We start from the raw sequence: 25,654 nt of genomic DNA on the forward strand, positions 1-25,654 counted from the left end.
CCACACCCCCATATAGCCACAGCCATTCGCCTGAAATAGCCATAGCGCAATACCCATTCAATTGAGATAGCGGGCCAACACCTGGCGCAGCAGATCGAAATTGATCGGCTTGGTCAGAAAATCGTTCATGCCGGCTGCGAGGCAGGCGGTCTCGCTTTCCTGCAGGGCATTGGCCGTCAGCGCGATGATCGGCAGCGAGGCGGTACGGCTGTCCTGCCGCAGGCGTCGCGTTGCCTCGAGGCCATCCATGACCGGCATCTGGCAGTCCATCAGGATCAGGTCGAATTCAGCCTCGCCGGCTTTTTCCAGGGCCTCCAGCCCATTGCCCGCAATCGTGACCTCGCAGCCCAACCGCTCCAGCCCGATCGCGACGACGCGCTGGTTGAGCAGGTTGTCCTCGACCACCAGCACCCGGCCGCACAACTGCGATTGTGGCGGCCAGTATTGTGGCGCTTCCGGCTGCCCCGGCCCCCCCACCAGCGCATGCAGCGCGGATAACCAGGCATCCAGACCGAAAACCGGCTTGGTGAGCAGACGCCGCCCGGCGCGATCAACCCAGCCCTCGGGCTGCCGCCAGCCACAGTAGAGCACCGGCAATGACTCAGGCCAGTCACCGGGGCCGAGTTGCTGATGGCCATCACCCGGCTCGTCAACAATCAGCACATCCAGACCATCCAGATCGCTGCGCCTGTCCACCGGGCGGACGGCAACACCGGCCGCGCGCAGCAGTTGCATCAGCCGCTCGTCACGCCAGACCGGATCACCCTGCCAGCCAAGTTGCCGGCCACGCAGGAAACCGGCAATGCTCGCCTCGGCTTCCGGAATGATGAACTGCTCGGCCAGAAGCGGCAGTTCGCACACAAAGACGGCCCCCTGCCCGGCCTCCGATTGCACACTGATGCGCCCGCCCATCAACTCACAGAGCAGCCGGCAGATCGCCAGCCCCAGCCCGGTGCCACCAAAGCGGCGGGTCGAGCTGGAGTCAGCCTGGTAAAAGCGTTCGAACAGGCGTTGCTGGCGTTCTTGCGGAATGCCGACCCCGGTATCCGACACCTCCAGCCGCACCAGCCCCGACTGCCAGTGCAGGGCGACCCGGACACCGCCAGCATCGGTGAATTTCAGCGCATTGGAAACCAGATTCAGTACGATCTGGCGGTAGCGCAAGGCATCGCCGCTCACGCGCAGGGGAACGGCGGGGGCAATATCCAGCAGCAGTTCGATGCGGCGCTCGGTGGCTCGCGGCGCCAGCATGCGGCAGGCATCGCGGGTAGTCTGGATCAGGTCGAAGGAAGCATTTTCCAGCTCGAGTTTGCCGGCTTCGATCTTGGCAAAATCCAGCAGATCGTTGATCAGCACCAGCAGCGCTTCGCCGGAGTGGCGAATACTGGCGAGCTGCTCACGCTGTTCGCTGCCCAGCGGCGACTCGGCCAGCAACTGGGCAAAGCCGAGCACGCCATTGAGCGGCGTACGAATTTCATGCGAGATAGTGGCAAGGAATTCGCTCTTGGCGCGGCTGGCTTCTTCGGCCGCATCGCGCGCGGCCAGCAGTTCCTCGGTCTGCTGCGACAGTTGCTGGTTGGCCTGCCGCAGCCCGGCTTCGAAACGCTTGCTGCGCACCAGCTGCGACAAAATGGCGGCAAAGAGTTTCAGCACCTCGCGCTGCCCGGGCGGCATAGGACGGTGCTTGATGAAATTGTCGCAGGCCACCCAGCCCAGCAGCTCGCCTTCATGATGCAGGGCGACCAGTGCATTCCAGCCGCGCCCGACCACCTGCTTGTCGTAGTAGAGTGCGGCGTCTTCCTTGACGACAACCTCGCCCGGCCGCGCGCGCGCCACGGCAAACATGTCGTGCGCCGGGCAGGCACTGCGATACCAGTGCTCATCGGTGACGTTGCCATCGTTGTCGGTGCCATAGGTGCCGACCATGTCGCCACTATCGGGCTCGTATTCGAAAATGCCCATGCGATCGACATCAAGCTGGCTGATGGCCAGCGTGACAGCACTGCGATAGAGCGCATCCAGATCCGGCGCTCGGGTCAGCGCCAGCGTAACTTCGCCCAGACGGTGCAAGAGCTGACGCTCGTCCTCGACGCGCGACAGGCTGGCATGCAGCTGGCCAGCTTCCAGATTGGCAAAACGGCTGCCTTCCGCCTGGCGCAGGCGCATGACGATTGCCGCTGCCAGTGCTGCGCATTCGCCATGGAACACCGGATTGGCCAGCGCACGCTCGATCGAGGAGAGCTGTTCGGCCTCGACATAGATCATGCCGATCAGCAGGCCTTCGTCGGTCAGCGGCACAATCAGCTGGTAGCGTGGCACCAGCGGCGCACCGGCCGGTCGCCAGATTTCATCAGTCAGCATGGTGCTGGCCATCATGGCCACCACGGGCGTTGTCAGTTGTGATTTCAATGCTGCCAGCGGCAGCCCGTAGAAGAGCTCCAGCGCCTGCAGTTCGTCATATTCCTGCGTCGCCTGCCCCTGCACGAACTGGGCCCGCACCCGCAGCGTCCCGTCCTGCGGATAGAGCAGCACCACGCGGCGCGCCTGCAGTTCACTGGCAAAACGCTCGACGATGGTCACCGCCAGACCTTCGCGCGGCGCATCGCGTACCCAGTCGGCCAGACCATGGATCAGGGAAGTATGCATCGACAAACCCTCAAACTGACTCAGGGATTATCAGGCAGCAACAGCAGGCTGTCTTGACTGAGCTGCAAGCATACGTGCCGCATGCAACACATGCATCCGTCATGCATACCCCGCACCATGGCGGCACCGGTAGCGTTGGCAGGAAAATCAACCATACTGACGAAAACAGCCCCCGCCTTACGCGCACCATGCCCAACCGCAATTCCCTTTCGCTGGCAGACTGGCGCAACCGCTTCGCGGCGGTGCGGGAAGCGGTGCGTCTCGGCCAGGCCCACGCCCTGAAGCAGGCCCGGCAATTGCACCGGCAGATGCCGGCGAGCCTGCCAGTCGAAGAAAGGCTGGCGCTGCATGAAACGCTGAGCCGGGCGGCATGGGGGCAACAGGCCTACGCCACCATGCAGCATCACGCCCGCCTGTTGGCCGCAGAGGCCAGCGAAAGCAATTTGCTCACGCACCGCATCACCGCCCTGCAGCTGCTGGCGCAGGCGGCCTATGACCAGGGCAAGCGCAGCCAGGCCTTGCGCCACTGGCTGGCGAGCCTGGAAGACGCCGATAACCAGGAAAACCTCGGTGCGCTATGCGAAGCCTGCCTCGGCATCGGCTCGCTGCTGCAGCAGGATAATCGCGATGATGCGGCCAGCCAGATCCTGCAATTCGCCTTTACCCTGGCCCAGGATGCCGGCCTGAGGCGCCTGCAGTTCCGCAGCGGCCTGCTGCTGGCGGCGCACTGCTCGGTGCGGCAGGATGCGGCCGGACTGGCTCGCCAGCTTGACGCGCTCGCCGGACTGCCTCAGAACGAAATCGATACGGCCTGGCGGGTGGACCTCGACAATTTCCATGCCCGGTTGCACATCCTGCAGCGCGAGCCTGCGGCCGCAGAGCCCCTGTGCCTGCAGGCCAGCCGCACAGCGCATCAATGCCGCTACAAGTGGGGTGAACTGCAGGCACGTCTGCAGCTCGCCGACATTGCCCGGTTGCGCAAGGATACCGGCAACGCCATCATCATCCAGCGGGAAGCACTGGCCTTTGCCGCCACCAGCAACGCCCTCAAACGCCTGCCGCTGAGCCACCTGCGCCAGCTGGCCGACATGCAGGAAAGCTGCGGCCAGTTTGCCGAAGCCCTGGCCAGTCTGGAGAGCTGGCACGAACTCCACTGTGCAGCGCAGGCCGAACGCCAGCGGCAGGCACAGCGCATTTCGGCGCACGATGCCCGCCTGCTGCAGTTGCACCAGCAGATTGCAACGCTGAAACTCGAGCGGCGCGCCCTGCTCCGCGAGCTGCAGCAGCTGAAAGCCCCCGCCGCCAGCGAGGTCTCCGCATGATGCTGCAGCAACTGCAGGACGAACTGGATCACGCACCGGAGCAGACACGGCTTGCCGCACTGGCGCTGGCCCGCCGCGCCGAGGAACAGAAAGAACACGTCACCGCGCTGCAGGCGCGGCTGCTGGCGGCCAAGGCACTGGGCCGGCAGGATTACCAATCCTCACTGGCCGAACTGCAAAAGCTGCTACTGCCCCTGCGCCATGCCGGCCTTTACCCGGATCTGATGGAGGCACTTGACGAGGCCGGCGGACATGCCATGGTGCTGGGCGACATCAATCTGGCCGTGCAGTACTGGTCGGACTGCCTCGACCACGCGCTGGATCGCCGGCACGGCAGCTTTGCCGTGCGCGCGCTCAATGGCATCGGCAAGGTATTCTGGGTGCTGAACGACCACGTCACCGCGCACCACTACCATTGCACTGCGCTGGATTTTGCATTGCCGCTTGATGACACCATCAGCCTGAGCGCCGTGTATCTTTGCCTGTGCACCGATCTGATTGCGCTGCAGCGACATACAGTTGCAGGTATTGCACTGAAAATTGCTCATCCCTATGTCAGTCATTGCGGTAACCGCCACTGGCAGGCTGAATACCAGCTGCACTGCGGCACGGTACTCGCCGCCGAAGGAGATCACCTTGCCGCAGCGCAGTCCCTGCACCAGGCCGAAAGGATGGCCGAAGAGCTGGGCTTCCGCTGGGTACTCAGCCAGGCGGCCTTCCAGCTGCACCTGCTGGCCCTGACCAGTCACGAGGATGAGCTCGCACGCCAGCAGCTGGAGCGTGCGGTGGCACTGGCGGCAGCCATCGAGGCGCACACCCTGCTGGAACAGATCCATTTCCACGCCTACTGTCACTACAAGGCCGCCGGCCACCTGCAAAGCGCGCTGGCACACTATCGCGCCTATCTCGGCCACTATGAACACAATCACCAGACCACGGCCCCCCGGCTGGCGCGCCATACCGAACGCCGCCTGCGCCGCCTGCAGGGCCGCATCGAACTCGCGCAGCGCACACTGGAAAACGATCTGCTCAACAACACCCTACGCGTCCAGCACGAGCAGCTCGACACGCTCGGCCGGGCAGCGATCACCGACCCGCTGACCGGCTTGTTCAATCGCCGCATGCTCGAACAGCAATTCGAACACTATGACCGGCAGCCGGTGCTGCCGATGACGCTGCTGCTGGCCGACATGGATCATTTCAAGGAAATCAACGACCACTACGGCCACCAGGCCGGTGATCGCGTGCTGCAGGCACTGGCGCAATTGCTGCGGCAGGCCTGCCGCGGCTCGGAACTGATTGCGCGCTACGGTGGCGAGGAATTCGTGATCCTGCTGCCGCTGATCGGCCTGGAGCAGGGTCGCCGCATTGCCGAGCGCCTGCGCAATCTGGTGGCAACGCACGACTGGCAGGGCATCACGCCGGGGCTTAACCCCACCATCAGCATCGGCCTGGCGGCCACCCGCAACACCAGCCTCGCCATGCCTGCACTCGCACGCATGGCCGATACGGCGCTCTATGCCGCCAAGGCGGCCGGGCGCAACTGCGTGCGCTGGCAGCAGGCGGGCTGAGCGGCGCTGCCGCGGCAAGCGGGGTTTTCGATGCCTTGCTGGCCGCACGCGTTTTGTGCCGAATCAAGGGCACTTTGCGTTACAATTGGCGTTTTCCGCACCCACACTACGCTCAAGGAGAGTACCCATGTCGTTGGCTGATCGCGACGGAGTCATCTGGTATGACGGCAAACTGGTGCCGTGGCGCGATGCCACCACGCACGTCCTCACGCACACCCTGCACTACGGCATGGGCGTGTTCGAAGGCGTCCGTGCCTACGAGACTCCCAAAGGTACTGCCATTTTCCGCCTGCAGGATCACACCGAGCGCCTGCTGAATTCGGCCAAGATCTTCCAGATGGAGATCCCCTTTTCCGCCTCCGAACTGAACGAAGCCCAGAAGACCGTGGTGCGTGAAAACCAGCTCAAGTCCTGCTACCTGCGCCCGCTGTCCTTCATCGGCAGCGAGAAGCTCGGCATTGCCGCTTCTAATAACAGCATCCACACCATCGTGGCCGCCTGGCCCTGGGGTGCATATCTCGGTGCCGACGGTCTGGAAAAGGGCATCCGCGTGAAGACATCGAGCTTCACCCGCCACCATGTGAATGTGTCGATGGTGCGTGCCAAGGCCAGCGGCTACTACATCAATTCCATCCTCGCGCATCAGGAAGCCGCCGCTGACGGCTACGACGAAGCACTGGTGCTCGATACCGACGGCTACGCCTCGGAAGGTGCCGGCGAAAACCTCTTCATTGTGAAGAAGGGCAAGATCTACACGCCGGACGTCGCGTCCTGCCTCGATGGCATCACCCGCAACACGGTGCTGACGCTGGCGAAGGAAGAAGGTTTCGAGATCATCGAAAAACGCATCACGCGCGATGAAATCTATACCGCCGATGAAGCCTTCTTCACCGGCACCGCCGCCGAAGTCACCCCGATCCGCGAACTCGACAACCGCGCGATCGGTGCCGGCTCGCGTGGCCCGGTTACCGCCCGCCTGCAGCAGCGCTATTTCGACTGCGTACAGGGCCGCGATCCGAAGCACGAAGACTGGCTGACGCTGGTATAAGCTTGCAACCATTGCGGGATATGGCCTGCAGAGCCATACCCGCCTTGTGAAGACTGGAATACATCATGCAACTGAAAGAAAACACCCAACGTGAAATCGAAGTGGGCGCTGCCGACCTGCCGCTGCACTGTCCGACGCCCGACCAGGTGAAGTGGAACTCGCACCCGCGCGTGTTTCTGGATGTCACCAAGACGGGCCAGGCACTCTGCCCCTACTGCGGTACGCTGTACAAACTGCGTGCCGGCGAAGTGATCAAGGCTCATCACTGATTTTCTTCTTGTTCGCCAAAGCGGCGCCGGCTGACCGGCGCCGCTTTGGTCTTTGTACTGGCCGATGAAAAAAATACTGATCGTTGCCCCCGCCTGGATCGGCGACGCCATCATGGCGCAGCCGCTGTATGCGCGCCTGCACCAGCGTTACCCCGGCCTGATTCTTGACGTCCTGGCTCCGGCCTGGACGCGTCCGCTGCACGAACGCATGCCCGAAGTGCATGCCGCGCTCGACAACCCCTTCGGCCATGGCGAGCTGGGCCTGCGCCAGCGCTGGCGCCTCGGGCGCACGCTGAAAGCCGCCGGCTACGAGCAGGTGATCGTGCTGCCCAATTCGCTGAAATCGGCGCTGGTGCCGTGGTTCGCCCGCATTCCGAAGCGCACCGGCTGGGTCGGCGAAGCGCGCTACGGCTTGCTGAATGATGCCCGCAAGCTGGACCCGTACGCGCTGCCGCTGATGGTCGAACGCTTCCTCGCGCTGGCCGACGAGCCGGATGCCGAGCGCCGCCGCCCGCTGCATCCGCGCCTCGTTGTCCAGCACGCACACCGTGATGCGGTGCGCGCACGCCTGCGCCTGCCCACCGACCTGCCCGTCGTGGCGCTGTGTCCCGGCGCCGAATACGGCCCGGCCAAGCGCTGGCCGGCCCGCCACGCGGCGACGCTGAGCCTCGCCCTGCTGGAGCGCGGCTATCAGGTCTGGCTGTTCGGCTCGGACAAGGATGCGCCCATTGCCGGTGAAATTGCCGACATGGCCCCCGGCGTCGTCAACCTTGCCGGCAAGACCTCGCTCTCGGAGGCCATCGACCTGATGAGCCTCGCCAAAGGCGCGGTCTGCAATGATTCCGGCCTGATGCACGTCGCCGCCGCCCTGCATATTCCGCTGGTGGCAATTTATGGTTCCAGCTCGCCGGAATTCACGCCGCCGCTGTCGGACCGCGCCGCGATTGTCACGCTCGATCTGGAATGCGCGCCGTGCTTCGAGCGGACCTGCCCGCTGGGCCACATGAAATGCCTGAACGATCTGGCACCGCAGCGCGTGCTGGATACCCTGCTCCCCATGCTCCCCTCACCCATTGCCAAACAGGCTGTCTGAAGGATACCCCTCATGACCTCCCCGCACCTCGAACATCTCGACCTCGCCCCGATCGCCCGCGTCAATGGCGCGGTCGTGCTGCCCGGCTCGAAAAGCATTTCCAACCGCACGCTGCTGCTGGCCGCACTGTGCGACGGCACGACGCTGGTGCAGGGACTGCTGGCCTCCGACGACACCCAGCGCATGCTCGAAGCACTGGATGCACTCGGCGTGAAGGTCGAGCAGCAAGGTGCTTCGCGCGACTTTCTGGTGCATGGCTGCGCCGGGAATTTTCCGAACAAAGCGGCCGACCTGTTCCTTGGCAACGCCGGCACGGCCTTCCGCCCGCTGACCGCGGCGCTGGCACTCTCGGGTGGCGAATACCACCTGCACGGCGTGGCGCGCATGCACGAGCGTCCGATCGGCGATCTGGTCGACGGCCTGGTGCAGGCCGGCGCAAAGATTGACTATCTGGCCAATCCGGGTTTCCCGCCGCTGCAGATCCACCCGGCGGAACTGTCCAGCGACCGCATCGCGGTGAAGGGCAATGTGTCCAGCCAGTTCCTCACCGGCTTGCTGATGGCGCTGCCGCTCACTGGCCGCGACATGACCATCGAAGTGGTCGGCGAGCTGATTTCCAAGCCCTACATCGAGATCACGCTGAACCTGCTGGCGAAATTCGGCATTGAAGTTGTCCGCCGCGAGTGGAAAGAATTCTTCATCAAGGGCGGCCAGACTTACCGCAGCCCGGGCCAGATCTTTGTCGAGGGCGATGCCTCGTCGGCGTCCTACTTCCTGGCCGCCGGCGCGATCGGTGGCGGCACCGTGCGCGTCGAAGGCGTCGGCCGTGATGCCATCCAGGGTGACAAACGCTTTGCCGACACGCTGGCGCAAATGGGCGCACAGATCACCTGGGGCGACAATTTCATCGAAGCAGCGCCCCCCGCGGACGGGCAACTCAAGGCCATCGACGTGGATCTGAACCACATCCCCGATGCGGCTATGACCATTGCCGTGGCCGCGCTGTTCGCCAGGGGCACGACGACCATCCGCAATATCGAAAGCTGGCGCGTGAAGGAAACCGACCGTCTCTCTGCCATGGCCACCGAGCTGCGCAAGGTCGGCGCCACAGTCGAAGAAGGCCAGGACTATATCGTCGTCACCCCGCCGGCACAGCTGATTGCCAATGCCGCCATCGAAACCTACGACGACCACCGCATGGCGATGTGTTTCTCGCTCGTCGCCTTGGGCGGCGTGACGGTGCGGATTCTCGATCCGAAGTGCACCGCCAAAACCTTCCCCACCTATTTCGAGGAACTGGCGCGCATCGCCGGCTGAGCGCAGCGTGGACAAACAAAAAGGCCAGTCATTGCGACAGGCCTTTTTTATCGGGCAAGCGGATGCTTGCCTGCCCTCTTTCAGGGCTTGCCGGGAGGGACGGCCTTGCTGCGGGACCAGGCCGGTTCCGGCAGCAGCGTGTTGCGGATCAGATGGCAGAAGCGGCATGGATAACCAAGCAGGGACAGGGGAAACCCCATGCCACGGCGGGCCATCACATTGCTGTTTTTCTGACTGCTGTTCATACAGGCTCCTTGCGTGATTGAACTACCACACGGGCGACCGCAATAGCGGCCGCGCATAAGGTCTTTGCACTACGGCGCAGATAGTACGCCGGTTTCTTGCATTTGTTTACTCCCCGTTACATTTCTTTTTGCGCCACGAATGCGACAGCAGAAACAGCGTGTTCTGTCAGCGGTTTACCGCGTTTGCACAATCGGCGTACAGTCACGGCTTACAATCATTTCTGCCCGTTGACTGATGACCATGCCAGACAATCCCTACCAAACGCCTGCGGCCAATCTGGCCATGCCTGATGATCCCTATCAAGCACCTGCGGTCGATCTGACCGCGCCACCTGAGCCCCGGCAGCCCGGTGCACTCTGGAAAGCAGTGTTGTTCGGAGTGCTGATCGATACCGGCGGAACACTGGCATTCGTCACCCTGCTGGCGCTCGGCCTCGGCATTGCTCTCAGCGTCGCCGGCTTGCCTCCGGCGCAACTCGAAGGTGAAATCCAGCGTTTGCAACAGCCATTCTCTGGTTTCTGGCTGACCAGCATCGCGGTCGGACTCGGTTTCTCTCTGCTTGGTGGCTATGTGTGCGCCCGCATCGCACATCGCCCGAGCTTGCGACCGGTGTATGTGCTGGCAGCCTGCTCATTCGTATTCGGGGCACTGCTTGGCGGCCTGACGAATGGCTGGATTCTTTTTCTGCTCCTGTCTGCCAGCGGTATTGCCAGCAATCTGCTCGGCGGCTGGCTCTACCAGCGCCACCACTGGCCGGCCAGACAATACCAGCCACCCCATACCTCCAAAGCCCTTGATTAGAAATGGCTGCAAACCAATACCCATGAAAAAACCTCAGATCATGCAATCATCCCCCCTTTCGCTGCTGGCCAGCCTGCTGCTCAGCCCTGTTCTGCTGGCGGCGGTTAGCGATGTGCCTGCCGAAGCGATCAGCGTCAGCGGCAGGACGGCTTCTACTGATGGCCGCTGGCAGGCGACGTGGCCGGCAGTGAGCTGGGGCCTGCGTTTTTCCGGCACGGCCATTGGCGTGAAGCTCAACGACCCGAAGAATTATTACGTGCTGGAAATCGACGGCAAGCCGGCCAGGCAGATCGCGCCGGAGGCCGGCGAGCGCACCGTATGGCTGCGCGAGCTGAAGGACGGCGAACATCTGGCGCAACTGGTCAAGCGCACCGAATCCCCCAGGGACGTCGGCGCCTTCGGCGGTTTCGTGCTCGACGGCGGCAAGGTGCTGGCCACGCCGGCCAAACCCGTACGGCGCATCGAGTTCATCGGTGATTCGTATATGGCGGCGCTCGGCAATCTGTCCTCGAAGCGCGAATGCACGGAAGAGCAGGTCTGGCTCAATACCGACGCAACGCAGGGCTTTGCGGTGCAGACCGCGCGGGCGCTGAATGCCGAATGGCAGGTGAATGCCATGTCGGGGATGGGCGTGCTGCGCAACTGGAATGGCAACAATCCCGAGCACGACTACCGCAGCTTCTACCCGCTGACGCTGCAGACCGACCCGGCCAGTGCCTGGGGTTTCGACTGGAAACCGCAGGTCGTGGTGATCAGCCTGGGTACCAATGATTTCTCGACACCGGTTAGGGCCGGCGAGACCCGCACGCAGGAACAGCTCGCGAGCGACTGGCTGGTCGCCTACAAGGGTTTTCTGGCCAGCCTGCGCGCCCGCTACGGCAAACCCGCCATTATCGTCACCGGCGCCTACCTGTGGCCCGACGACCGCCTGCGCCCGCTCCTGCAGAAGCTGGTGGCCGACGAGCAGAAGGCCGGCAACAGGATCAGCTTTCTCGACTGGGGCAATCTGGAGCTGACCGGCTGCAGCTGGCACCCCAATCTGGCGGATCACCGCAAGATGGCTGAGTTGCTGAAGGCGAAAATCTCCGAACAGGGCAAGGTCTGGCCGCAGTAACCGCCGTCGGCAGACTGCGCGCAGCGCACTGTCATCATTACCGGACGCGGGGATAATTACCCAAACGCCTTTCTTTCCTTTCGCCGTATGGCATATTCTGAAGCCAGTTCTGCGGGACGCGTGTCGCCCCGGTTCATATCCAAGGAGGTTTCCATGCCCCGCCTGCTGCATTCACTGTTCATCTCCGCCGCCCTGCTCGGCACCCCGGCCGCAGTGCTGCTGGCACCAGCGGCCAGCGCGGCCGATGCGACCGCCGCCCAACCCGCTTCCTACAAGCAGGAAGAACTGGAACAGCTCGTCGCGCCGATTGCGCTCTATCCTGATTCGCTGGTCGCGCAGATCCTGATGGCATCGACCTATCCGCTCGAAGTCGTGCAGGCCCAGCGCTGGCGCAAGGCCAATCCGAAGTACAGCGGCGCAGAGCTGGAAAAGGCCGTGAACCAGCAGCCCTGGGATGCCAGCGTCAAATCGCTGACCGCCTTCCCGCAAGTGCTCGACATGATGAATGACAAGATCGACTGGACCCAAAAGCTGGGCGATGCGTTCCTGGCCGACCAGAAGCGGGTGATGGATGCCATCCAGGTGCTGCGCCAGCGTGCGCAAGCTTCCGGCAACCTGAAATCCGGCGCGGAACAGACCGTCAGCACGCAAAGCAGCAATGGCGAGCAGATCATCATCATCCAGCCCGCCCAGCCCGAAACGGTCTACGTGCCGGTCTATAACCCGACCGTGGTGTACGGCAGCTGGCCCTACCCCTACTACACGCCCTATTACTGGTACCCGCCCGGCTACGCCTACAGCGGCGCGGCATTCGGTTTTACCGCCGGGCTGATCGTCGGCGGCGCATTCTGGGGCTGGGGCAACTGCAACTGGGGTGGCGGCAATATCGACATCGACATCAACAACAACTTCACCCGCGTCGACCATTACAAGCGCAGCAGCAACGGCAGCTGGCAACACAATGCCGAGCACCGCCGCGGTGTCGAATACCGCGATCAGGGCACCCGCGAGCGCTATCGCAACCAGCAGCCCGGTGCCGCTACCCGCGATGCCAACCGGGATGCCTATCGCGGCCGGGCTGACAATGCCCGCCAGGATCTGGGCAAGATGTCGCCCGAACAGCGCGATGCGATCAACCACGATGCCGCCAATCGCGATCGGGATGGCAGCCAGAACCGTCCGCAAACCTCGGACCGTGCCACCGGCACACGTGACGCAAGCCGCGATGCCGCACGTCCGCAACCAGCAACCCGCGATAGCGGAACACGCGACAGCAGCCGCGCTCAGACGACCAGCCGCGATACCCCGCGCAGCAGCAATTCGCTCAATAACGTGAACAGCCCCAGCGTCGATCGTGCGGCCAGCCAGCGTGGTGCCAGCAGCCGCGCCAGCACCGGCAGCCGCAGCGGCGGCAGCGTGCAGCGCCCGGCCCGCAGTGGCGGTGGCCGCCGCTAGCTGGCTACGGAAAGACAACCTGCTCCCCGCTGTTCCGCCAACGCGGAACAGCGCATGAAACACACTATGTTGATGGTCGACTTTGATGCGGTGGTTTGCGCCGGGGCGAGCCCGGCACCGGAGGCCGGAGGAAAACCCGGCCCCATCCCCCGCCCAAGCCGGCCAAGGAGAACATCATGATTCTGAAGAAAAGCCTGCTCGGTCTGTGCGCCCTGGCCCTGACACTTCCCGCGCTTGCCGCGCAGACCTTCGGCACAGCCGACGCCGCCGGCGATGCGCTGGTGCGCGCACTGGAAACCCGCGACCGCGCCGCTCTGCAGCGCATTCTCGGCAAGGGTTACGGCGATCTGATCCATGTCACCGACCAGGACGATGCCCGCGCCCTGATCGACAGCTTCGTCCGGCAATACCAGACACGCCACCAGTGGCTGGATCAGGGCCAGCGGTACAAAGTGCTGGAAGTAGGCGAGGAAAACTATCCCTTTGCCATTCCGCTGGTGAAGAAAGCCGCCGGCTGGGAATTCGATCTGCCGGCAGGCCGTGAGGAAATGCTCAGCCGCATGATCGGTACCAACGAACTCAGCACCATCGAGGTACTGAAAACCCTGCGGGAAGCACAGCGCGAGTATTTCCTGCGCAATCCGGACGGCAGCCCCTTCCCGCATTACGCCAGCCGGGTGCAGAGCAGCCCCGATACGCGTGATGGCCTCTACTGGCCCAGCGCGGAGGGCGAAGAGAGCAGCCCGATGGGCGAGCTGTTTGCCCGCGCCGCCAGCGACATGACCGGCAAGAGCAAGCCCGCCGAGCCCTTCCATGGCTATTACTTCCGCCTGCTCAAGCGCCAGGGGCCTGACGCCCCCGGCGGGGCCTACGATTATCTGGTGAAGGGCAAGCTCTACGGCGGTTACGCCATCATCGCCTGGCCTGCCAGCTACGGCAAAAGCGGCATCATGACCTTCATGACCAGCCATGACGGCAAGATCTACCAGCGCAACCTGGGCCGCCAGACAGCGGCACAGGCTGCCGCCATCAGCAGCTTCAACCCGGACAAGTCCTGGCAGGAAGTGCATTAGCCAGAAAGTGCAACAGCAAATCCCGACAAAACCAGATACATCACCCCATATAGCCATGCAGCCCTTAAAAATGAAAGGCCGCATGGCTATACCCATATAAAAACCCACCCATAAACCAGAATGCAGACACGGAGAACAGCATGGACAGCTCCCCATCCGCCGGCACCCTGCGCTTTGACTTGCTGGCTGGCCTGATCGCTGCAACGGTCGTACTGCCCAAGGCCATGGCATATGCCACGGTCGCCGGCCTGCCGGTTGCCGTCGGCCTCTACACGGCGCTGGTGCCGATGGTGATCTACGCGCTACTCGGCTCGTCCCGCGTGCTCAGCGTCAGCTCCACGACTACGCTGGCGATCCTCGCCGGCACCGAACTCGTGCTCGTAGTGCCCGATGGCGATCCGGGCAAACTGCTGGCCGCCGCCGCGACGCTGAGCGCACTGGTCGGCGTGTTGCTGATGGTGGCGTCAGTACTGCGTCTGGGCTTTGTCGCCAGCTTCATTTCCACGCCGGTTCTCACCGGCTTCAAGACCGGCATCGGGCTGGTGATCGTGCTTGACCAGCTGCCCAAGCTGCTGGGCATCCACATCGAGAAAGCGAATTTCTTCGCCGACCTGCTGAGCATTGCCCAGCACCTGCCGGCCACGTCCTGGCTGACGCTGGCGGTGGCCGCTGCGACACTGATCGTGCTCATCGGCATGGAAAAGCTCTGGCCGCATTCACCGGCACCGCTGGTGGCCGTCGCCGGCGGCATTGCCGCCTCGTGGTTCTTCGGCCTGCATGAACAGGGCGTGGCGATTGTCGGGCTGATCCCGCAGGGCCTGCCCGCGCTGACCCTGCCCGACCTGAACCTCGTGCAGCAACTGCTGCCGGGTGCGCTCGGCATCGCGCTGATGAGCTTCACCGAATCGATTGCCGCCGGGAGGGCCTTTGCCCGCAGCGGCGAGCCCCCAATCAATGCCAACCGCGAACTGCTGGCCACCGGCATCGCCAATCTGGCCGGTGCCTTCGCCGGCGCGATGCCGGCCGGTGGCGGCACCTCGCAGACCGCCGTGGTTCGCGCGGCGGGCGGCCGCAGCCAGACGGCATCGCTCGTCACTGCCGGCATGGCGCTGGCGACCATGCTGCTGTTTGCGCCGGCGCTGGGGCTCTTGCCGAATGCGGTCCTGGCTGCGGTAGTGATCGTGTATTCGGTCGGGCTGATCCAGCCGGCCGAATTCAGAAACATCCTGCGCATCCGCAGCATGGAATTCCGCTGGGCGCTCTTTGCCTGCCTGGGCGTGCTGCTCTTCGGCACCCTGCAGGGCATTGTGATTGCCATCATCGTTTCACTGGTCGGCCTCGCCAGCCAGACCGCGCGACCGCGCATCTCGGTACTGGGCAGAAAACCCGGCACCAACGTGCTGCGGCCACTGTCAGACGAACACCCGGAAGACGAACAATTCCCCGGCCTGCTGATCGTCAGGCCCGAAGGACGGCTGTTCTTTCTCAACGCCCAGACCGTGGGCGAGCAGCTGATGGCACTGATCCATACGCATCGCCCCGATACGCTGGTCCTTGACCTGAGCCGGGTGACGGATATCGAGTATTCTGCCCTGCAGATGCTGATCGAAGGCGAGGAACGCATTGCGAAAGAAGGCGTCACGCTGTGGCTGGCCGGGCTGAACCCCGATGTCTACGAAGCAGTCAGCCACGCGGGACTCGCCGGAAAAATGGGCAGGGAACGACTGCTCTTCAACGCGCACCTGGCCATTGATCGGCATCTGGCAGGCCAAAACCAGCATACCTCAAACCCCATAGCTCCATAACCATTGACATGAAATGCCTATAAGGCAATACCCATGAAAAAGCCACCCGGGCGGGTGGCTTTTTCATGGACAGAGGAATCAGTACTGCTCTTCGATGAATCGGAAGGGGTAATTGCTTTCCTTGTATTTGCCGATCTTGCGCTTGGGCAGCTTCACCTCTTCCTGCGGCAGTGCTTCATAGGGCACATGCTGCAGCAGATGGCGAATCACATTGAGACGCACGCGCTTCTTGTCTTCCGAGCGGGCAACAAACCAGGGCGCCCAAGAGGTGTCCGTCTTGGCGAACATATTGTCGCGTGCGGCAGTGTAGTCATCCCAGCGGTCGAAGGATTTGATATCCATCGGCGAGAGCTTCCAGATCTTGCGGCCATCGTCGATACGGTCACGCAGACGGCGCTCCTGCTCTTCCGGGCTGACTTCCAGCCAGTATTTCAGCAGGATGATGCCCGACTCGACCATCGCACGTTCGGCCATCGGCACCACTTCGAGGAATTTGTCCGACTGCTCCGGCGTGCAGAATCCCATCACGCGCTCGACGCCGGCGCGGTTGTACCAGCTGCGGTCAAAGATCACGATTTCGCCTGCGGCCGGCAGATGATTCATATAGCGCTGGAAGTACATCTGGGTTTTTTCGCGCTCGTTCGGCGCGGGCAAGGCCACTACACGGAAAATTCGCGGACTGACGCGCTCGGTGATGGCCTTGATGGTGCCGCCCTTGCCGGCACCGTCACGCCCTTCGAACACGATGCACACCTTCAGGCCCTTGGCGACAACCCATTGCTGCAGCTTTACCAGCTCGACATGCAGTTTTTTCAGCTCTTTTTCGTATGCCTTGGTCCCCAGCGCTTCTTCTGCCACTGCGGTTTTCTTATCCAGCTTCTGCTTGCTCATGTTGATTCTCCGGTTTGCCAGCACAGCCGGCCGAACGGGCCGGGCTTGCAAGTCCGTTCACTATAGCCCGATCTGCTCCTGGCTGACTCAGGGTTTTTTCTTTGCCAGCAGCAGGCGTAATTCCTGAGCCATCATCGTCGCCACTCTGGTCTGACCAGCGGCGGTGGGATGCAGCTGGTCGTTCTGGAACAGGCGCCGGTCATCTGCCAGCGGCGCCAGCAGGAAAGGCGTGAACGTCAGCTTCTGCTGTTTCGCCACATCACGGAAGGCCTGCTCGAACGCCTGCGTGTACTCCACGCCATAATTGGGCGGAATGCGGATGCCGACCAGATGCACCTTGGCACCGCTGTCCTGCGCCAGCTTCGCCATTTGCAGCAGATTGGCCTGCATGTCGCGCACCGGCAGGCCGCGCAGGCCATCGTTGGCACCAAGTTCCAGCACCACCAGTTGCGGTTTATGCTGTTTCAGCAGCGCGGGGAACCTTGTCAGCCCACCGGCTGTCGTTTCTCCGGATACACTGGCATTGATGACCTGCCAGTTCGCCCCCTGCCTGAGCAGGGTATCCTGCAGTAGCACCGGCCAGGCCTGGCTGGCAGGCAGGCCGTAGCCGGCCGACAGGCTGTCACCAACCACCAGCAGTTTCGGTGCCCCGGTCGCTGAAGCGGCTCCGGCAAACATCAGGGTGCAAATCGCAAGCAGGATTTGGCCGCCAACCATTCTGAGCAAACAGGGCTTGAACATGCTGAATTCTCCGCAAACCGCTTCACCACTGCTCGCTGCCCGCCAACTGGGCAAAACGGTGAAGACCGGCACTGAACAACTGACCATCCTGCATGATATTGAGTTCAGCCTGCCTGCGGGAGAATCCCTTGCGATTATCGGGACATCGGGCTCGGGCAAGTCGACGCTGCTGGCACTGCTTGCCGGTATCGACCAGCCCAGCCACGGCGATGTTCAGCTCGACGGGCAGTCACTCGCGGCACTGGATGAAGATGGCCGCGCCCGCTTGCGCGGGCAGCTTGCCGGTTTCGTTTTTCAATCCTTCCAGCTGCTGCCCGACTTCACGGCGCTGGAAAACGTGCTGGTGCCGCTTGAGCTGCACGGCGTAGCCGATGCAACAGCACGCGCAACGCACTGGCTGGAGCGCGTCGGCCTGGGCGCGCGCCTCGACCACACCCCGCGCCAGCTCTCGGGGGGCGAGCAGCAGCGCGTCGCACTGGCTCGCGCTTTCGCCGGCGCGCCGCGCATCGTGTTCGCCGACGAACCCACCGGCAGCCTCGATACCGCCACCGGCGCGCATATTGCCGACCTGATGTTTGAACTCAATGCCGCTGCCGGTACCACGCTGGTGCTGGTCACGCATGATCCGAAGCTGGCGGCACGCTGCAGCTGGCAGTTGCAGCTGCAGGGCGGCCACCAGATTGCCCTGCACCCCAACACCGCGCCAGACGGGTGGCCGGCATGAGGCGCCTCGCGCTGCGTTTCCTGCGCCGAGATCTGGCGGCTTCTGACTTCCGCCTGCTGCTGATCGCGCTGGTGATCGCCGTTGCCGCCATGACGGCAGTCGGCCTGCTGGCCGATCGCGTCAAACGCGGCCTCACCGGTCAGGCCAACTGGCTGCTGGCGGCGGATGCGGCGCTGATCAGCGACCACCCCATCCCGCGCGCTTACCTGCCCGGCAATGGGCAAGCAGGCTTGCTGGTGGCGGAAACGGCCACCTTTCCCAGCATGGTACGCAGCGGTGAGCAGATGCGGCTCGCCGCAATCAAGGCCGCCAGCAGTGATTACCCCTTACGTGGCAAGCTGGAAACCAGCCTGGGCGTCGTGCATGCCCCGCAAGCAGGCCAGGCCTACATCGACCGCCGCATTGCCGAACAATGGCAGCTCAAGGCAGGCGATGCACTCAAGGTCGGCAGCAAAACACTGACCGTTGCCGCCATCATCGTGCGCGAACCCGATGCCGTCATCGACTTCAGCAGCCTGCAGCCGCGCGTGATCATCAATGCGGTCGATCTGCCCGCCACCGGCCTCATCGGGCCGGGCAGCCGTGTCAATTACCGTCTGCTCGTTGCCGGCGCGGAAGCGGATGTGGCGCGCTGGAAGGACGGAATCCACTCACGCCTGCAGCGCGGTGAACGGCTGGAGGACGCCCAGGAGTCGCGCCCGGAAGTGAAGAAGTCGCTCGCCAAGGCCGAACAGTTTCTCCAGCTCGCGGGCCTGCTGGCCGCGCTGCTGGCTGGCGTAGCCATCCTGCTGGCGGCCCGCCGCTTTGTGCAGCGGCATTACGACAGCGTGGCCCTGCTGCGCACGCTCGGCGCCAGCCGGCGCCAGATGCAGCAATTGCTGCTGGGCGAATTGCTCGCACTGGTGCTGCTGGCGAGCATTGCCGGCGGCTTGCTGGGCTGGCTGGGGCAGGAAGCACTGGCATACTCGCTCAGGTACTGGCTCGAAAGCAGCGGGAATGAAAGGCTGCCAGCAGGTACCCCATGGCCATGGCTCTGGGCTTCCGCCTATGCGCTACTCCTGCTGGCCGGAACTGCCGGACCACAGCTGCTGGCATTGACACGTACACCGCCCCTGCGCGTGCTGCGGCGCGAACTGCAACCGGGTCTGCGCCTCGGGGCGCAGTGGCTGCTCGCCGCCGGCGCAACGCTGCTGCTGCTGTGGCTGGCTGTGCGTGACGTGAAGCTGGCGCTCCTCACCGGTGGCGGGCTGCTGCTGGCGATGCTGGCAAGCGGCGCGGGCGGCTGGCTGCTGATCCATCTGCTGCTGAAGCTGCCCTTTGCCCACTGGCGCCTCGCCCTGCGGCCGCTCGCGCGCCAGCCCGGGCTGGCAATGGTACAACTGGGCGCGCTCACCATTGGCCTCACCGGCCTGTGCCTGCTGACCATCACCCGCAATGATCTGCTTGATGGCTGGCAGGCGCGCGTTCCCGCCAATGCGCCGAACCACTTTGCCATCAATATCCAGCCCGACCAGGTTGCCACGCTCACGCAGCTGTTCCGCGCCCAGGGTGCCAGTGCGCCAGTCTTCCAGCCGATGATCCGTGGCCGCTGGATGGCGCACAACGGCCAGCCGGTGAATCCCGCCGCTTACCCGGATGATCGCGCGCAGCGGCTGGCCGAGCGCGAATTCAACCTCTCCTGGGGCGATGCACTACGCGCGGACAACCGCCTGATCGCCGGCCGCATGCCGGCAGCTGGCGAGCGCGGCTGGACCGTCGAGGCTGGCCTAGCGAAGACACTGAACATCCGGCTGGGCGACACGCTGGTCTTCGACATCGCCGGCAGCAGCGTCAGCGCGCCGGTCATTGCCCTGCGTGAAGTGAACTGGGATTCCTTCCGCGCCAACTTTTTTGTTACCGGCAGCCAGGCCATGCTGGCCGACCAGCCGGCGAGCATGATTACCAGCTTTTATCTGCCCGCAGAGCAGCGTCCGCTGCTGCGGGAGATCGCCAACAGCATGCCGAACGTAACGGTACTCGATGTCGGGCAGTTGCTGGCCGAAGTACGCCGCATCCTGCTGATCGCCACGCAGGCACTGCAGCTGGTACTGGGCTTCTGCCTCGCCGCTGGCCTGACCGTACTCGCCGCTGCGCTGGAACTCAACGCCAGCGAACGCAGCCGCGAAGCTGCCCTGCTGCGTGCGCTGGGCGCCACGCAGGGACGACTGCGCAGGCTCTGGCTAACCGAGCAGAGCCTGCTGGGAGCCGCCAGCGGCCTGACGGCGGGGCTGCTCGCCAGTGGCACCGGCTGGGCGCTGGGACGGTATGCACTGGAACTGCCGGTGGGCTTCAACCTGTGGCTGCCGGGTGTCACGCTGCTCGCCGGCGCACTGCTCGCAACCGGGGTCAGCCAGTGGCGATTGCAGCGACTGGCACGCAGCTCGCCGGGGGAACTGTTGCGTAACTGACAACGTGCAGCAGCATCTTTGCGCGCGCGCAAAACGGTTGTCACTGACAGCAGGCATGCTGGCGTTCAATCATCACCGGAGCGCCCACATGTCAGCCCAGAGAATTGAAGGACTTCTTCCCGCCGGCCTGCCCGCCCTGATCCGCAAGCAACTTGGCGGCGCGATTGCGCATGTGGAGAAGTCTTCGGGCAGTCTGGCCGACATTTTCCGGGTAGAAGGCAATGGGCGCGAGCTGATCGCCAAATGCTACCGCCAGCCCGGCCAGGCCGCCCGCGAAGCCGCCAGCCTCGCGTTGCTGCAGTCGCACAGCCGCATCGCGCTGCCGGAAGTGATCGCCATCCATGCCGCGGGCGAGCCGGGCGAAGCGCTCCTGATGACCGTCATCGCCGGCGAACCGGCCAGTCATGTGCTGGATTCGCCGATCATGATCGACCGCTTTGCCGATGAATGCACCGATCTGCTGCTGGGCTGGCATGCGCTCGCCGGCGACGGCGTCTTCCAGACGCGTGCCGGAGCCCCATTCGACACCTTCACCGAGAGCTACCGCAGCGAACTTGCCAGCCTGTGCGACTGGCTGCATACGCCAGCGGCGGCACAGCTGCTGTATCTGAGCCAGCGGGATGCCCTGCTCGACCTGGCCCGCCATTTTGATGCCCTGCCGCCGTCGAGCGCCGGCACGCCCAGCCTGATCCATGACGAATGCCACGCGGCCAACTTCCTTGTCGATCCGGAAAGCCAGCGCCTGTGCGGCGTGCTCGACCCGGGCTGGGTGCGCTTCAGCCATCGCGAGCTCGACCTGCGCCACCTGAAGGAAGTGCGTCCGGATTTCCGCCTGCTGGAAACCTATCTGGCCAAATTCCCGCTGGATGCCGGCGTGCACAGCAGACTGGCCTTCTTCGGCGTCTGGGAAGGTGTGCGCCATCTGGAAGCTGGCGGCCGCTACAACCAGGAAGAGCTGAACCGCAAGATCGCGCGCGCGAAGCAGCTGCTGGCCCGCCCGGTACCGGCCTGATATACACAGCCATGTATCAAGTCGTAGCCATTTCCTATAAATGGCTACAGACAGATACCCAATAAAAAACCTCGCCGCAGCGAGGTTTTTTATTGGGATGTTCCGCCTCAGACCGAGAAGGACGAACCGCAGCCACAGGTCGATTGCGCATTCGGATTCTTGATCGTGAATTGCGAACCTTCCAGGCTTTCGACGTAATCGATTTCGGCGCCGACCAGATACTGGTAGCTCATCGGGTCGATCAGCAGCGTCACGCCGTTTTTCTGTACGGCGGTGTCGTCTTCGTTGGTGATCTCGTCAAAAGTGAAGCCGTACTGGAAACCGGAGCAGCCGCCACCCGTTACAAAAACACGCAGCTTCAGGTCAGGGTTGCCCTCTTCCAGAATCAGCTCATTCACTTTGGCTGCCGCATTATCGGTAAAAATGAACGGCATCGGGGTATCAGCAGCGGTGCTCATGCGAGGCTCCGAGAATAGTTGACTAATAAAGTAGGATTATCCGCGCTCTGCGCCGGCAGGTCAATTGGCGTCCTTGACCGGTTCGATCGACGCCGGGTCGACTTCGACGCGCTGGCCATTGGCCAGATGGATCAGCCTGCCTTCGATAATGGCTCCAGCGTGCATTTCCAGCGTCTGATAGCTCAGGTCACCGCGTACCCTGGCCTTGGGCTGCAACTCGACATACTTGAGCACCTCGATGGGGCCATTGATCTCGCCATTCAGAATCAGGTGACTGCAGCGCACGCTGCCGGTAATCACAGCCTTCTCGCTGACAACCAGCGTGCCGTTCTTCGGATCAGCGGCTACCACATCCCCTTCGACGCGGCCGTCGACGCGCAAACCGCCGGCAAAGTTGAGATTGCCGGAAAGACTGGTGCCCTGCCCGATCAGGCTGTCGATCTTGGTGCTGCCCTTCTTGTTGCCAAACATCCTTAATCCCCCTGTTTCTGCTGGCAGGATGCCAGCACATTGTTGTTGTCACCGACCACCCTGGCCTCAAACAGTTGTGCCCTGGCTCCGGCAGGCAGAGTCAGTACGCCTTCGCGGTTGCCATAGTGCCGGAAGCTGATCGCCTCGTCCGGCGCGGATTGCGCGGCAAGCTTGCCATCCTGGCGGTATTGCATACTGACCAGCAGCCTGCCCTTGAATTCGGCATCACGGTTGATTCCCTGCACCAGCAGGAGGCGGTAACGCAGCCTGTTGCCAGCCTCGGGAACGACACTGCAGACGGCCACGCTCACGGGACGGCTGCGGTCATTGGTTTGCAGCAGTGACTGGAAGAAAGCCAGCGCTTCCTGCTGCACGCTGAGTTGCCCGCGCAGACCGGCCAGCTCGTTCGCCTGAGCAGCCCGCTCGGCATCGCCAATACGCAGCTTCTGGTTCAGCAAGGCCTCGCGTGCCAGAACAGCGGCAAGCTCAGCCTCCAGGCTGGCACCACGCACCGCCGAAGCCTGTGACGATACGGCCGCTTGCTGCGGCCCCACCAGTGGCGGTTGGGCATAACGGTAGCCACCGTAGCCGCCAGCGGCAAGCAGCAAAAGCGCGACCAGCAGGCGCAGAGCCCAGTCCCGCAGCGGGTGGCCGGTCCGTATCCGGGGCGGGGCTTCCGCCAGGCGGCGGCGATGCGCGCGATGCCAGCGCTTCAGGGGCATGTGCGGCTCTCCTTATAACTGCAGTGGCACACAATCGAGCCCCGCCATGTTCGGCATGCCGAACCGTAGTCTCCTGTACCCTGCTCCGCCAGCAACCCCAGCCTTAATCATGCAGACTTCCTTTCAACCAAGTGTCCGCCTGCGATATTAAAGCAAAAAGCCGCCAGACGGCGACTTTGCGGGCATGGATTCTGACCACGAAAAACACAAAAGCCACCCCGGAGGGTGGCTTTTTGCGTGGGCAAGCAGTCCGGCGAAATCGGATGAACGATTAGCGCTTGGAGAATTGCTTGCGACGACGGGCGCCGCGCAGACCCACTTTCTTACGTTCAACTTCACGAGCATCGCGGGTAACGAGGCCGGCAGCCTTCAGGGTACCCTTCAGAGTAGCGTCGAAGTCGATCAGGGCGCGGGTCAGGCCGTGGCGAATAGCGCCAGCCTGGCCGGTTTCGCCGCCGCCGTTCACGTTAACCATCACGTCGAAAGCTTCGAGGTTGCTGGTCAGAACGAGCGGTTGACGAACAACCATGCGGCCAGTTTCGCGAGCGAAATACTGATCCACCGGCTTGCCGTTAACAACGATATTGCCAGTACCCTTGATCAGGAACACGCGAGCAACTGCGCTCTTGCGACGACCGGTACCGTAGTTGTACTTACCTACCATTTTACAATCCTTTCCTCAACGCCGGCTTACAGAGCCAGGGCTTTCGGTTGTTGCGCAGTGTGCGGATGCTCGCCACCGGCATAAACCTTCAGCTTCTTGATCATGGCGTAGCCGAGCGGGCCTTTCGGCAGCATGCCCTTCACGGCCATTTCCAGCGCACGACCCGGGAACTTGGCTTGCATCTCGGAGAAGGTACGCTCATAAATGCCACCCGGGAAACCGGTATGGCGGTAATACTTCTTGCTGGTGGCTTTGTCACCGGTCACGCGCAGCTTGTCGGCGTTGACTACTACGATGTAGTCGCCGCAATCTACGTGCGGGGTGTACTCAGCCTTGTGCTTGCCACGCAGGCGCTTGGCAACTTCAGCCGCTACACGGCCGAGCACGAGGTCGGTGGCATCAACAACGAGCCACTCGCGCTTCACCTCATGAGGCTTGGCAGAAAAGGTTTTCATGACTGCTATTCCACGTTTTCTGATTTCGAGAAAGTCGCAGATAATAAACGAGGAAGCAAGGCGATGTCAAACCCTCAATGCCACCGATCGCAAAATGTGTCTGCTCCGATTTACGCACCAGCATCCCGCTGGCTGCGCTAACCCGCTACAATGCGCCATCCTGCCCGATATCACAAGGTAAATCGTCATGAAAGTGCGTTTGAAGTGGGTTGAAGAAGTCAGTTTCCTCGCGCAAAGCGAGTCCGGCCATGCGGTGCTGATGGATGGCCCGCCCGAAGGTGGCGGCCGCAATCTGGGCCCGCGCCCGATGGAAATGCTGCTGATGGGTGCCGCTGGCTGCTCGACGTACGACGTCATCCACATCCTGAAGAAAGGCCGCGCCGACGTGCGCGACTGCGTGGTGGAAGTCGAGGCGGATCGCGCGGACACCGAACCCAAGGTCTTCACCCGCATTCACCTTCATTTCATCGTCAAGGGCAAGGGCCTGAAGCCCGAGCAGGTCGAGCGCGCCATCAGGCTGTCGGCCGAGAAATACTGCTCGGCCACAATCATGCTGGCCAAGACGGCGGAGGTCACGCATGACTTCGAAGTGCTTGAAGCTGACTGAAGTGATGTGCGCAGCGTCCAGCGCGCTGCGCCGGCCCTTCTAGGGCTGCTGGCTGCCGTGCAGGCTGCGCCGGAACAGCCAGGCGACCGCCAGCACCAGCAGAACGCCGACAGCGGTCACCAGCAGCAGAATCCAGGCGTTGCGGCGCCCGCTGTGCATCGATTGCTGCACAACCTGATCGACCAGGCGCTCCTTGTAGCGGGTATGGTCGGCGAACGCCGCGGTCAGGCGTTCGCCCGCCGGTTTCCACTCCCCTTCCACCACCGCCAGCGCCTCTTCGCGCTGGCCGGCATTGGATGCCGCCAGCACCTTCTCCAGCGCAGCCAGGTACTCGGCGAGCAGCTGGCGATCTCGCTGCAACAGTTCGCCATCCTGGCGGTTCACGATCAGCTCTTTCTCGTAATCATCAAGATGCTGGTGAATCTGGGTGATGTTGTGCCGGATGGTGTTTTCGTGCGGCGCCCGCCGGTTTGCCTCGGCATAGGAAAGATGGTACAGCGCGTTCACCCGGATCAACAGGAAGTCGCGCTCGACACTGGAGAGAATCGCAAGGCTGCGGATGATGTTTTCATCGGTAAATTCCAGCTCTTCGGTCATCTGCTGAGAGCTGAAAAAACCGATCAGGCCAGTGGCCACCACGGCGACTATCGCGCCGATGACCACTGCCAGAAACCGCTGATTGACCCCGCGATTCACGCATCA

Annotated in this window: 25 protein-coding genes; 15 read left to right on the forward strand and 10 right to left on the reverse strand. The window is 63.2% G+C overall.

The features are described 5' to 3' along the window. Positions 1–57: 57 nt before the first annotated feature. The gene (locus H559_RS21550) at positions 58–2,646 is read right to left on the reverse strand and encodes an ATP-binding protein (RefSeq protein ID WP_051279045.1); all 2,589 of its coding nucleotides are present in this window, start codon (positions 2,644–2,646) and stop codon (positions 58–60) included. A gap of 101 nt (positions 2,647–2,747) precedes the next feature. Here H559_RS21550 and H559_RS0107145 point away from each other — a divergent pair, with 101 nt between their 5' ends. The 6 genes from H559_RS0107145 to aroA all read left to right on the forward strand — a co-directional run bounded on the left by H559_RS0107145 (position 2,748) and on the right by aroA (position 9,266). Continuing rightward, positions 2,748–3,968, forward strand: a complete 1,221-nt coding sequence (locus tag H559_RS0107145; protein ID WP_028452141.1) for a tetratricopeptide repeat protein — start codon at positions 2,748–2,750, stop codon at positions 3,966–3,968. Continuing rightward, positions 3,965–5,539, forward strand: coding sequence for a GGDEF domain-containing protein (locus H559_RS21555; RefSeq protein ID WP_051279047.1), 1,575 nt, complete (start codon positions 3,965–3,967; stop codon positions 5,537–5,539). Before H559_RS0107145 ends, H559_RS21555 begins: the two co-directional genes overlap by 4 nt. A 127-nt stretch (positions 5,540–5,666) precedes the next feature. Then, positions 5,667–6,587, forward strand: a complete 921-nt coding sequence (locus H559_RS0107155) for a branched-chain amino acid transaminase (protein WP_028452142.1) — start codon at positions 5,667–5,669, stop codon at positions 6,585–6,587. Positions 6,588–6,652: 65 nt separating this feature from the next. After that, positions 6,653–6,856 carry a zinc-finger domain-containing protein gene (locus H559_RS0107160; RefSeq protein ID WP_034640130.1) on the forward strand — a complete coding sequence of 68 codons (204 nt, stop codon included), beginning with the start codon at positions 6,653–6,655 and terminating at the stop codon, positions 6,854–6,856. Positions 6,857–6,920: 64 nt separating this feature from the next. Continuing rightward, positions 6,921–7,949: a lipopolysaccharide heptosyltransferase II gene (gene waaF / locus H559_RS0107165; protein WP_028452144.1), complete on the forward strand. Its 1,029-nt coding sequence runs from the start codon at positions 6,921–6,923 to the stop codon at positions 7,947–7,949. Positions 7,950–7,961: 12 nt separating this feature from the next. Continuing rightward, positions 7,962–9,266 (forward strand): 3-phosphoshikimate 1-carboxyvinyltransferase, encoded by a 1,305-nt coding sequence (gene aroA / locus H559_RS0107170; RefSeq protein WP_028452145.1) that lies wholly within the window; start codon positions 7,962–7,964, stop codon positions 9,264–9,266. Positions 9,267–9,346: 80 nt separating this feature from the next. Here the strand turns inward: aroA and H559_RS22615 are convergent, their stop codons facing one another. Beyond that, positions 9,347–9,511: a hypothetical protein gene (locus H559_RS22615; RefSeq protein WP_155845330.1), complete on the reverse strand. Its 165-nt coding sequence runs from the start codon at positions 9,509–9,511 to the stop codon at positions 9,347–9,349. Between the two features lie 241 nt (positions 9,512–9,752). Between H559_RS22615 and H559_RS22905 the strand changes: the two genes are divergently transcribed. The 5 genes from H559_RS22905 (at position 9,753) to H559_RS0107200 (ending at position 15,760) form a co-directional block, all read left to right on the forward strand. Further along, positions 9,753–10,313 carry a hypothetical protein gene (locus H559_RS22905; protein ID WP_162143303.1) on the forward strand — a complete coding sequence of 187 codons (561 nt, stop codon included), beginning with the start codon at positions 9,753–9,755 and terminating at the stop codon, positions 10,311–10,313. A 22-nt stretch (positions 10,314–10,335) separates the two neighbouring features. Beyond that, positions 10,336–11,427 carry an SGNH/GDSL hydrolase family protein gene (locus tag H559_RS19320; protein ID WP_051279049.1) on the forward strand — a complete coding sequence of 364 codons (1,092 nt, stop codon included), beginning with the start codon at positions 10,336–10,338 and terminating at the stop codon, positions 11,425–11,427. Positions 11,428–11,580: 153 nt separating this feature from the next. Continuing rightward, entirely contained in the window at positions 11,581–12,882 is a 1,302-nt protein-coding gene (locus H559_RS22620) for a DUF3300 domain-containing protein (protein WP_028452147.1), read from the forward strand. Between the two features lie 176 nt (positions 12,883–13,058). After that, complete coding sequence (locus H559_RS0107195; RefSeq protein ID WP_028452148.1) at positions 13,059–13,955, forward strand: DUF2950 domain-containing protein; 897 nt, start codon at positions 13,059–13,061, stop codon at positions 13,953–13,955. A gap of 140 nt (positions 13,956–14,095) precedes the next feature. Continuing rightward, positions 14,096–15,760 carry a SulP family inorganic anion transporter gene (locus H559_RS0107200; protein ID WP_028452149.1) on the forward strand — a complete coding sequence of 555 codons (1,665 nt, stop codon included), beginning with the start codon at positions 14,096–14,098 and terminating at the stop codon, positions 15,758–15,760. 78 nt (positions 15,761–15,838) lie between these two features. Here H559_RS0107200 and ppk2 read toward each other — a convergent pair whose 3' ends face one another. Next, on the reverse strand, positions 15,839–16,651 hold the full coding sequence (ppk2, locus tag H559_RS0107205) for a polyphosphate kinase 2 (protein ID WP_028452150.1): 813 nt from the start codon (positions 16,649–16,651) through the stop codon (positions 15,839–15,841). Positions 16,652–16,738: 87 nt separating this feature from the next. Next, positions 16,739–17,392, reverse strand: coding sequence for an arylesterase (locus H559_RS0107210; protein WP_245579344.1), 654 nt, complete (start codon positions 17,390–17,392; stop codon positions 16,739–16,741). On the opposite strand from H559_RS0107210, the gene H559_RS19325 reads away from it, so the two are divergent. The 3 genes from H559_RS19325 (at position 17,391) to H559_RS21560 (ending at position 21,575) form a co-directional block, all read left to right on the forward strand. Further along, complete coding sequence (locus H559_RS19325) at positions 17,391–18,116, forward strand: ABC transporter ATP-binding protein (RefSeq protein ID WP_034640133.1); 726 nt, start codon at positions 17,391–17,393, stop codon at positions 18,114–18,116. The two genes, H559_RS0107210 and H559_RS19325, sit on opposite strands and share 2 nt — an antisense overlap. Next, positions 18,113–20,563, forward strand: a complete 2,451-nt coding sequence (locus H559_RS19330; protein ID WP_034640135.1) for an ABC transporter permease — start codon at positions 18,113–18,115, stop codon at positions 20,561–20,563. The genes H559_RS19325 and H559_RS19330 overlap by 4 nt, the downstream gene beginning before the upstream one ends. Before the next feature lie 88 nt (positions 20,564–20,651). Then, positions 20,652–21,575 (forward strand): phosphotransferase, encoded by a 924-nt coding sequence (locus H559_RS21560; protein ID WP_028452152.1) that lies wholly within the window; start codon positions 20,652–20,654, stop codon positions 21,573–21,575. 107 nt (positions 21,576–21,682) lie between these two features. On the opposite strand, the gene erpA is transcribed toward H559_RS21560, so the two are convergent. From erpA to rplM, 5 genes are all read right to left on the reverse strand, one after another. Continuing rightward, positions 21,683–22,033, reverse strand: a complete 351-nt coding sequence (gene erpA, locus H559_RS0107230; RefSeq protein WP_028452153.1) for an iron-sulfur cluster insertion protein ErpA — start codon at positions 22,031–22,033, stop codon at positions 21,683–21,685. Positions 22,034–22,093: 60 nt separating this feature from the next. Further along, complete coding sequence (locus H559_RS19340; protein ID WP_034640138.1) at positions 22,094–22,504, reverse strand: bactofilin family protein; 411 nt, start codon at positions 22,502–22,504, stop codon at positions 22,094–22,096. 2 nt (positions 22,505–22,506) lie between these two features. Continuing rightward, on the reverse strand, positions 22,507–23,226 hold the full coding sequence (locus H559_RS0107240; protein WP_028452154.1) for a DUF6776 family protein: 720 nt from the start codon (positions 23,224–23,226) through the stop codon (positions 22,507–22,509). A 271-nt stretch (positions 23,227–23,497) separates the two neighbouring features. After that, a complete protein-coding gene (rpsI, locus tag H559_RS0107245) occupies positions 23,498–23,890 on the reverse strand; it encodes a 30S ribosomal protein S9 (protein ID WP_028452155.1) in 393 nt (130 codons plus the stop codon). 26 nt (positions 23,891–23,916) lie between these two features. Next, positions 23,917–24,345, reverse strand: coding sequence for a 50S ribosomal protein L13 (gene rplM, locus H559_RS0107250; RefSeq protein ID WP_028452156.1), 429 nt, complete (start codon positions 24,343–24,345; stop codon positions 23,917–23,919). Positions 24,346–24,532: 187 nt separating this feature from the next. Here rplM and H559_RS0107255 point away from each other — a divergent pair, with 187 nt between their 5' ends. Further along, positions 24,533–24,952 (forward strand): OsmC family protein, encoded by a 420-nt coding sequence (locus tag H559_RS0107255; protein WP_028452157.1) that lies wholly within the window; start codon positions 24,533–24,535, stop codon positions 24,950–24,952. A gap of 39 nt (positions 24,953–24,991) precedes the next feature. Here the strand turns inward: H559_RS0107255 and H559_RS0107260 are convergent, their stop codons facing one another. After that, complete coding sequence (locus tag H559_RS0107260; RefSeq protein ID WP_028452158.1) at positions 24,992–25,648, reverse strand: MCP four helix bundle domain-containing protein; 657 nt, start codon at positions 25,646–25,648, stop codon at positions 24,992–24,994. Positions 25,649–25,654 lie beyond the last annotated feature (6 nt).

It is taken from the genome of Chitinilyticum aquatile DSM 21506 (assembly GCF_000430805.1).
Classification (GTDB): domain Bacteria; phylum Pseudomonadota; class Gammaproteobacteria; order Burkholderiales; family Chitinibacteraceae; genus Chitinilyticum; species Chitinilyticum aquatile.

Excerpts from the sequence above, each read along its gene's own strand:
- H559_RS21550 (WP_051279045.1), bottom strand. The coding sequence starts at position 2,646 with ATGCATACTTCCCTGATCCATGGTCTGGCCGACTGGGTACGCGATGCG.
- H559_RS0107145 (WP_028452141.1), top strand. The coding sequence starts at position 2,748 with ATGCATACCCCGCACCATGGCGGCACCGGTAGCGTTGGCAGGAAAATC.
- H559_RS21555 (WP_051279047.1), top strand. The coding sequence starts at position 3,965 with ATGATGCTGCAGCAACTGCAGGACGAACTGGATCACGCACCGGAGCAG.
- H559_RS0107155 (WP_028452142.1), top strand. The coding sequence starts at position 5,667 with ATGTCGTTGGCTGATCGCGACGGAGTCATCTGGTATGACGGCAAACTG.
- H559_RS0107160 (WP_034640130.1), top strand. The coding sequence starts at position 6,653 with ATGCAACTGAAAGAAAACACCCAACGTGAAATCGAAGTGGGCGCTGCC.
- waaF (WP_028452144.1), top strand. The coding sequence starts at position 6,921 with ATGAAAAAAATACTGATCGTTGCCCCCGCCTGGATCGGCGACGCCATC.
- aroA (WP_028452145.1), top strand. The coding sequence starts at position 7,962 with ATGACCTCCCCGCACCTCGAACATCTCGACCTCGCCCCGATCGCCCGC.
- H559_RS22615 (WP_155845330.1), bottom strand. The coding sequence starts at position 9,511 with ATGAACAGCAGTCAGAAAAACAGCAATGTGATGGCCCGCCGTGGCATG.
- H559_RS22905 (WP_162143303.1), top strand. The coding sequence starts at position 9,753 with ATGCCAGACAATCCCTACCAAACGCCTGCGGCCAATCTGGCCATGCCT.
- H559_RS19320 (WP_051279049.1), top strand. The coding sequence starts at position 10,336 with ATGAAAAAACCTCAGATCATGCAATCATCCCCCCTTTCGCTGCTGGCC.
- H559_RS22620 (WP_028452147.1), top strand. The coding sequence starts at position 11,581 with ATGCCCCGCCTGCTGCATTCACTGTTCATCTCCGCCGCCCTGCTCGGC.
- H559_RS0107195 (WP_028452148.1), top strand. The coding sequence starts at position 13,059 with ATGATTCTGAAGAAAAGCCTGCTCGGTCTGTGCGCCCTGGCCCTGACA.
- H559_RS0107200 (WP_028452149.1), top strand. The coding sequence starts at position 14,096 with ATGGACAGCTCCCCATCCGCCGGCACCCTGCGCTTTGACTTGCTGGCT.
- ppk2 (WP_028452150.1), bottom strand. The coding sequence starts at position 16,651 with ATGAGCAAGCAGAAGCTGGATAAGAAAACCGCAGTGGCAGAAGAAGCG.
- H559_RS19325 (WP_034640133.1), top strand. The coding sequence starts at position 17,391 with ATGCTGAATTCTCCGCAAACCGCTTCACCACTGCTCGCTGCCCGCCAA.
- H559_RS0107210 (WP_245579344.1), bottom strand. The coding sequence starts at position 17,392 with ATGTTCAAGCCCTGTTTGCTCAGAATGGTTGGCGGCCAAATCCTGCTT.
- H559_RS19330 (WP_034640135.1), top strand. The coding sequence starts at position 18,113 with ATGAGGCGCCTCGCGCTGCGTTTCCTGCGCCGAGATCTGGCGGCTTCT.
- H559_RS21560 (WP_028452152.1), top strand. The coding sequence starts at position 20,652 with ATGTCAGCCCAGAGAATTGAAGGACTTCTTCCCGCCGGCCTGCCCGCC.
- erpA (WP_028452153.1), bottom strand. The coding sequence starts at position 22,033 with ATGAGCACCGCTGCTGATACCCCGATGCCGTTCATTTTTACCGATAAT.
- H559_RS19340 (WP_034640138.1), bottom strand. The coding sequence starts at position 22,504 with ATGTTTGGCAACAAGAAGGGCAGCACCAAGATCGACAGCCTGATCGGG.
- H559_RS0107240 (WP_028452154.1), bottom strand. The coding sequence starts at position 23,226 with ATGCCCCTGAAGCGCTGGCATCGCGCGCATCGCCGCCGCCTGGCGGAA.
- rpsI (WP_028452155.1), bottom strand. The coding sequence starts at position 23,890 with ATGGTAGGTAAGTACAACTACGGTACCGGTCGTCGCAAGAGCGCAGTT.
- rplM (WP_028452156.1), bottom strand. The coding sequence starts at position 24,345 with ATGAAAACCTTTTCTGCCAAGCCTCATGAGGTGAAGCGCGAGTGGCTC.
- H559_RS0107255 (WP_028452157.1), top strand. The coding sequence starts at position 24,533 with ATGAAAGTGCGTTTGAAGTGGGTTGAAGAAGTCAGTTTCCTCGCGCAA.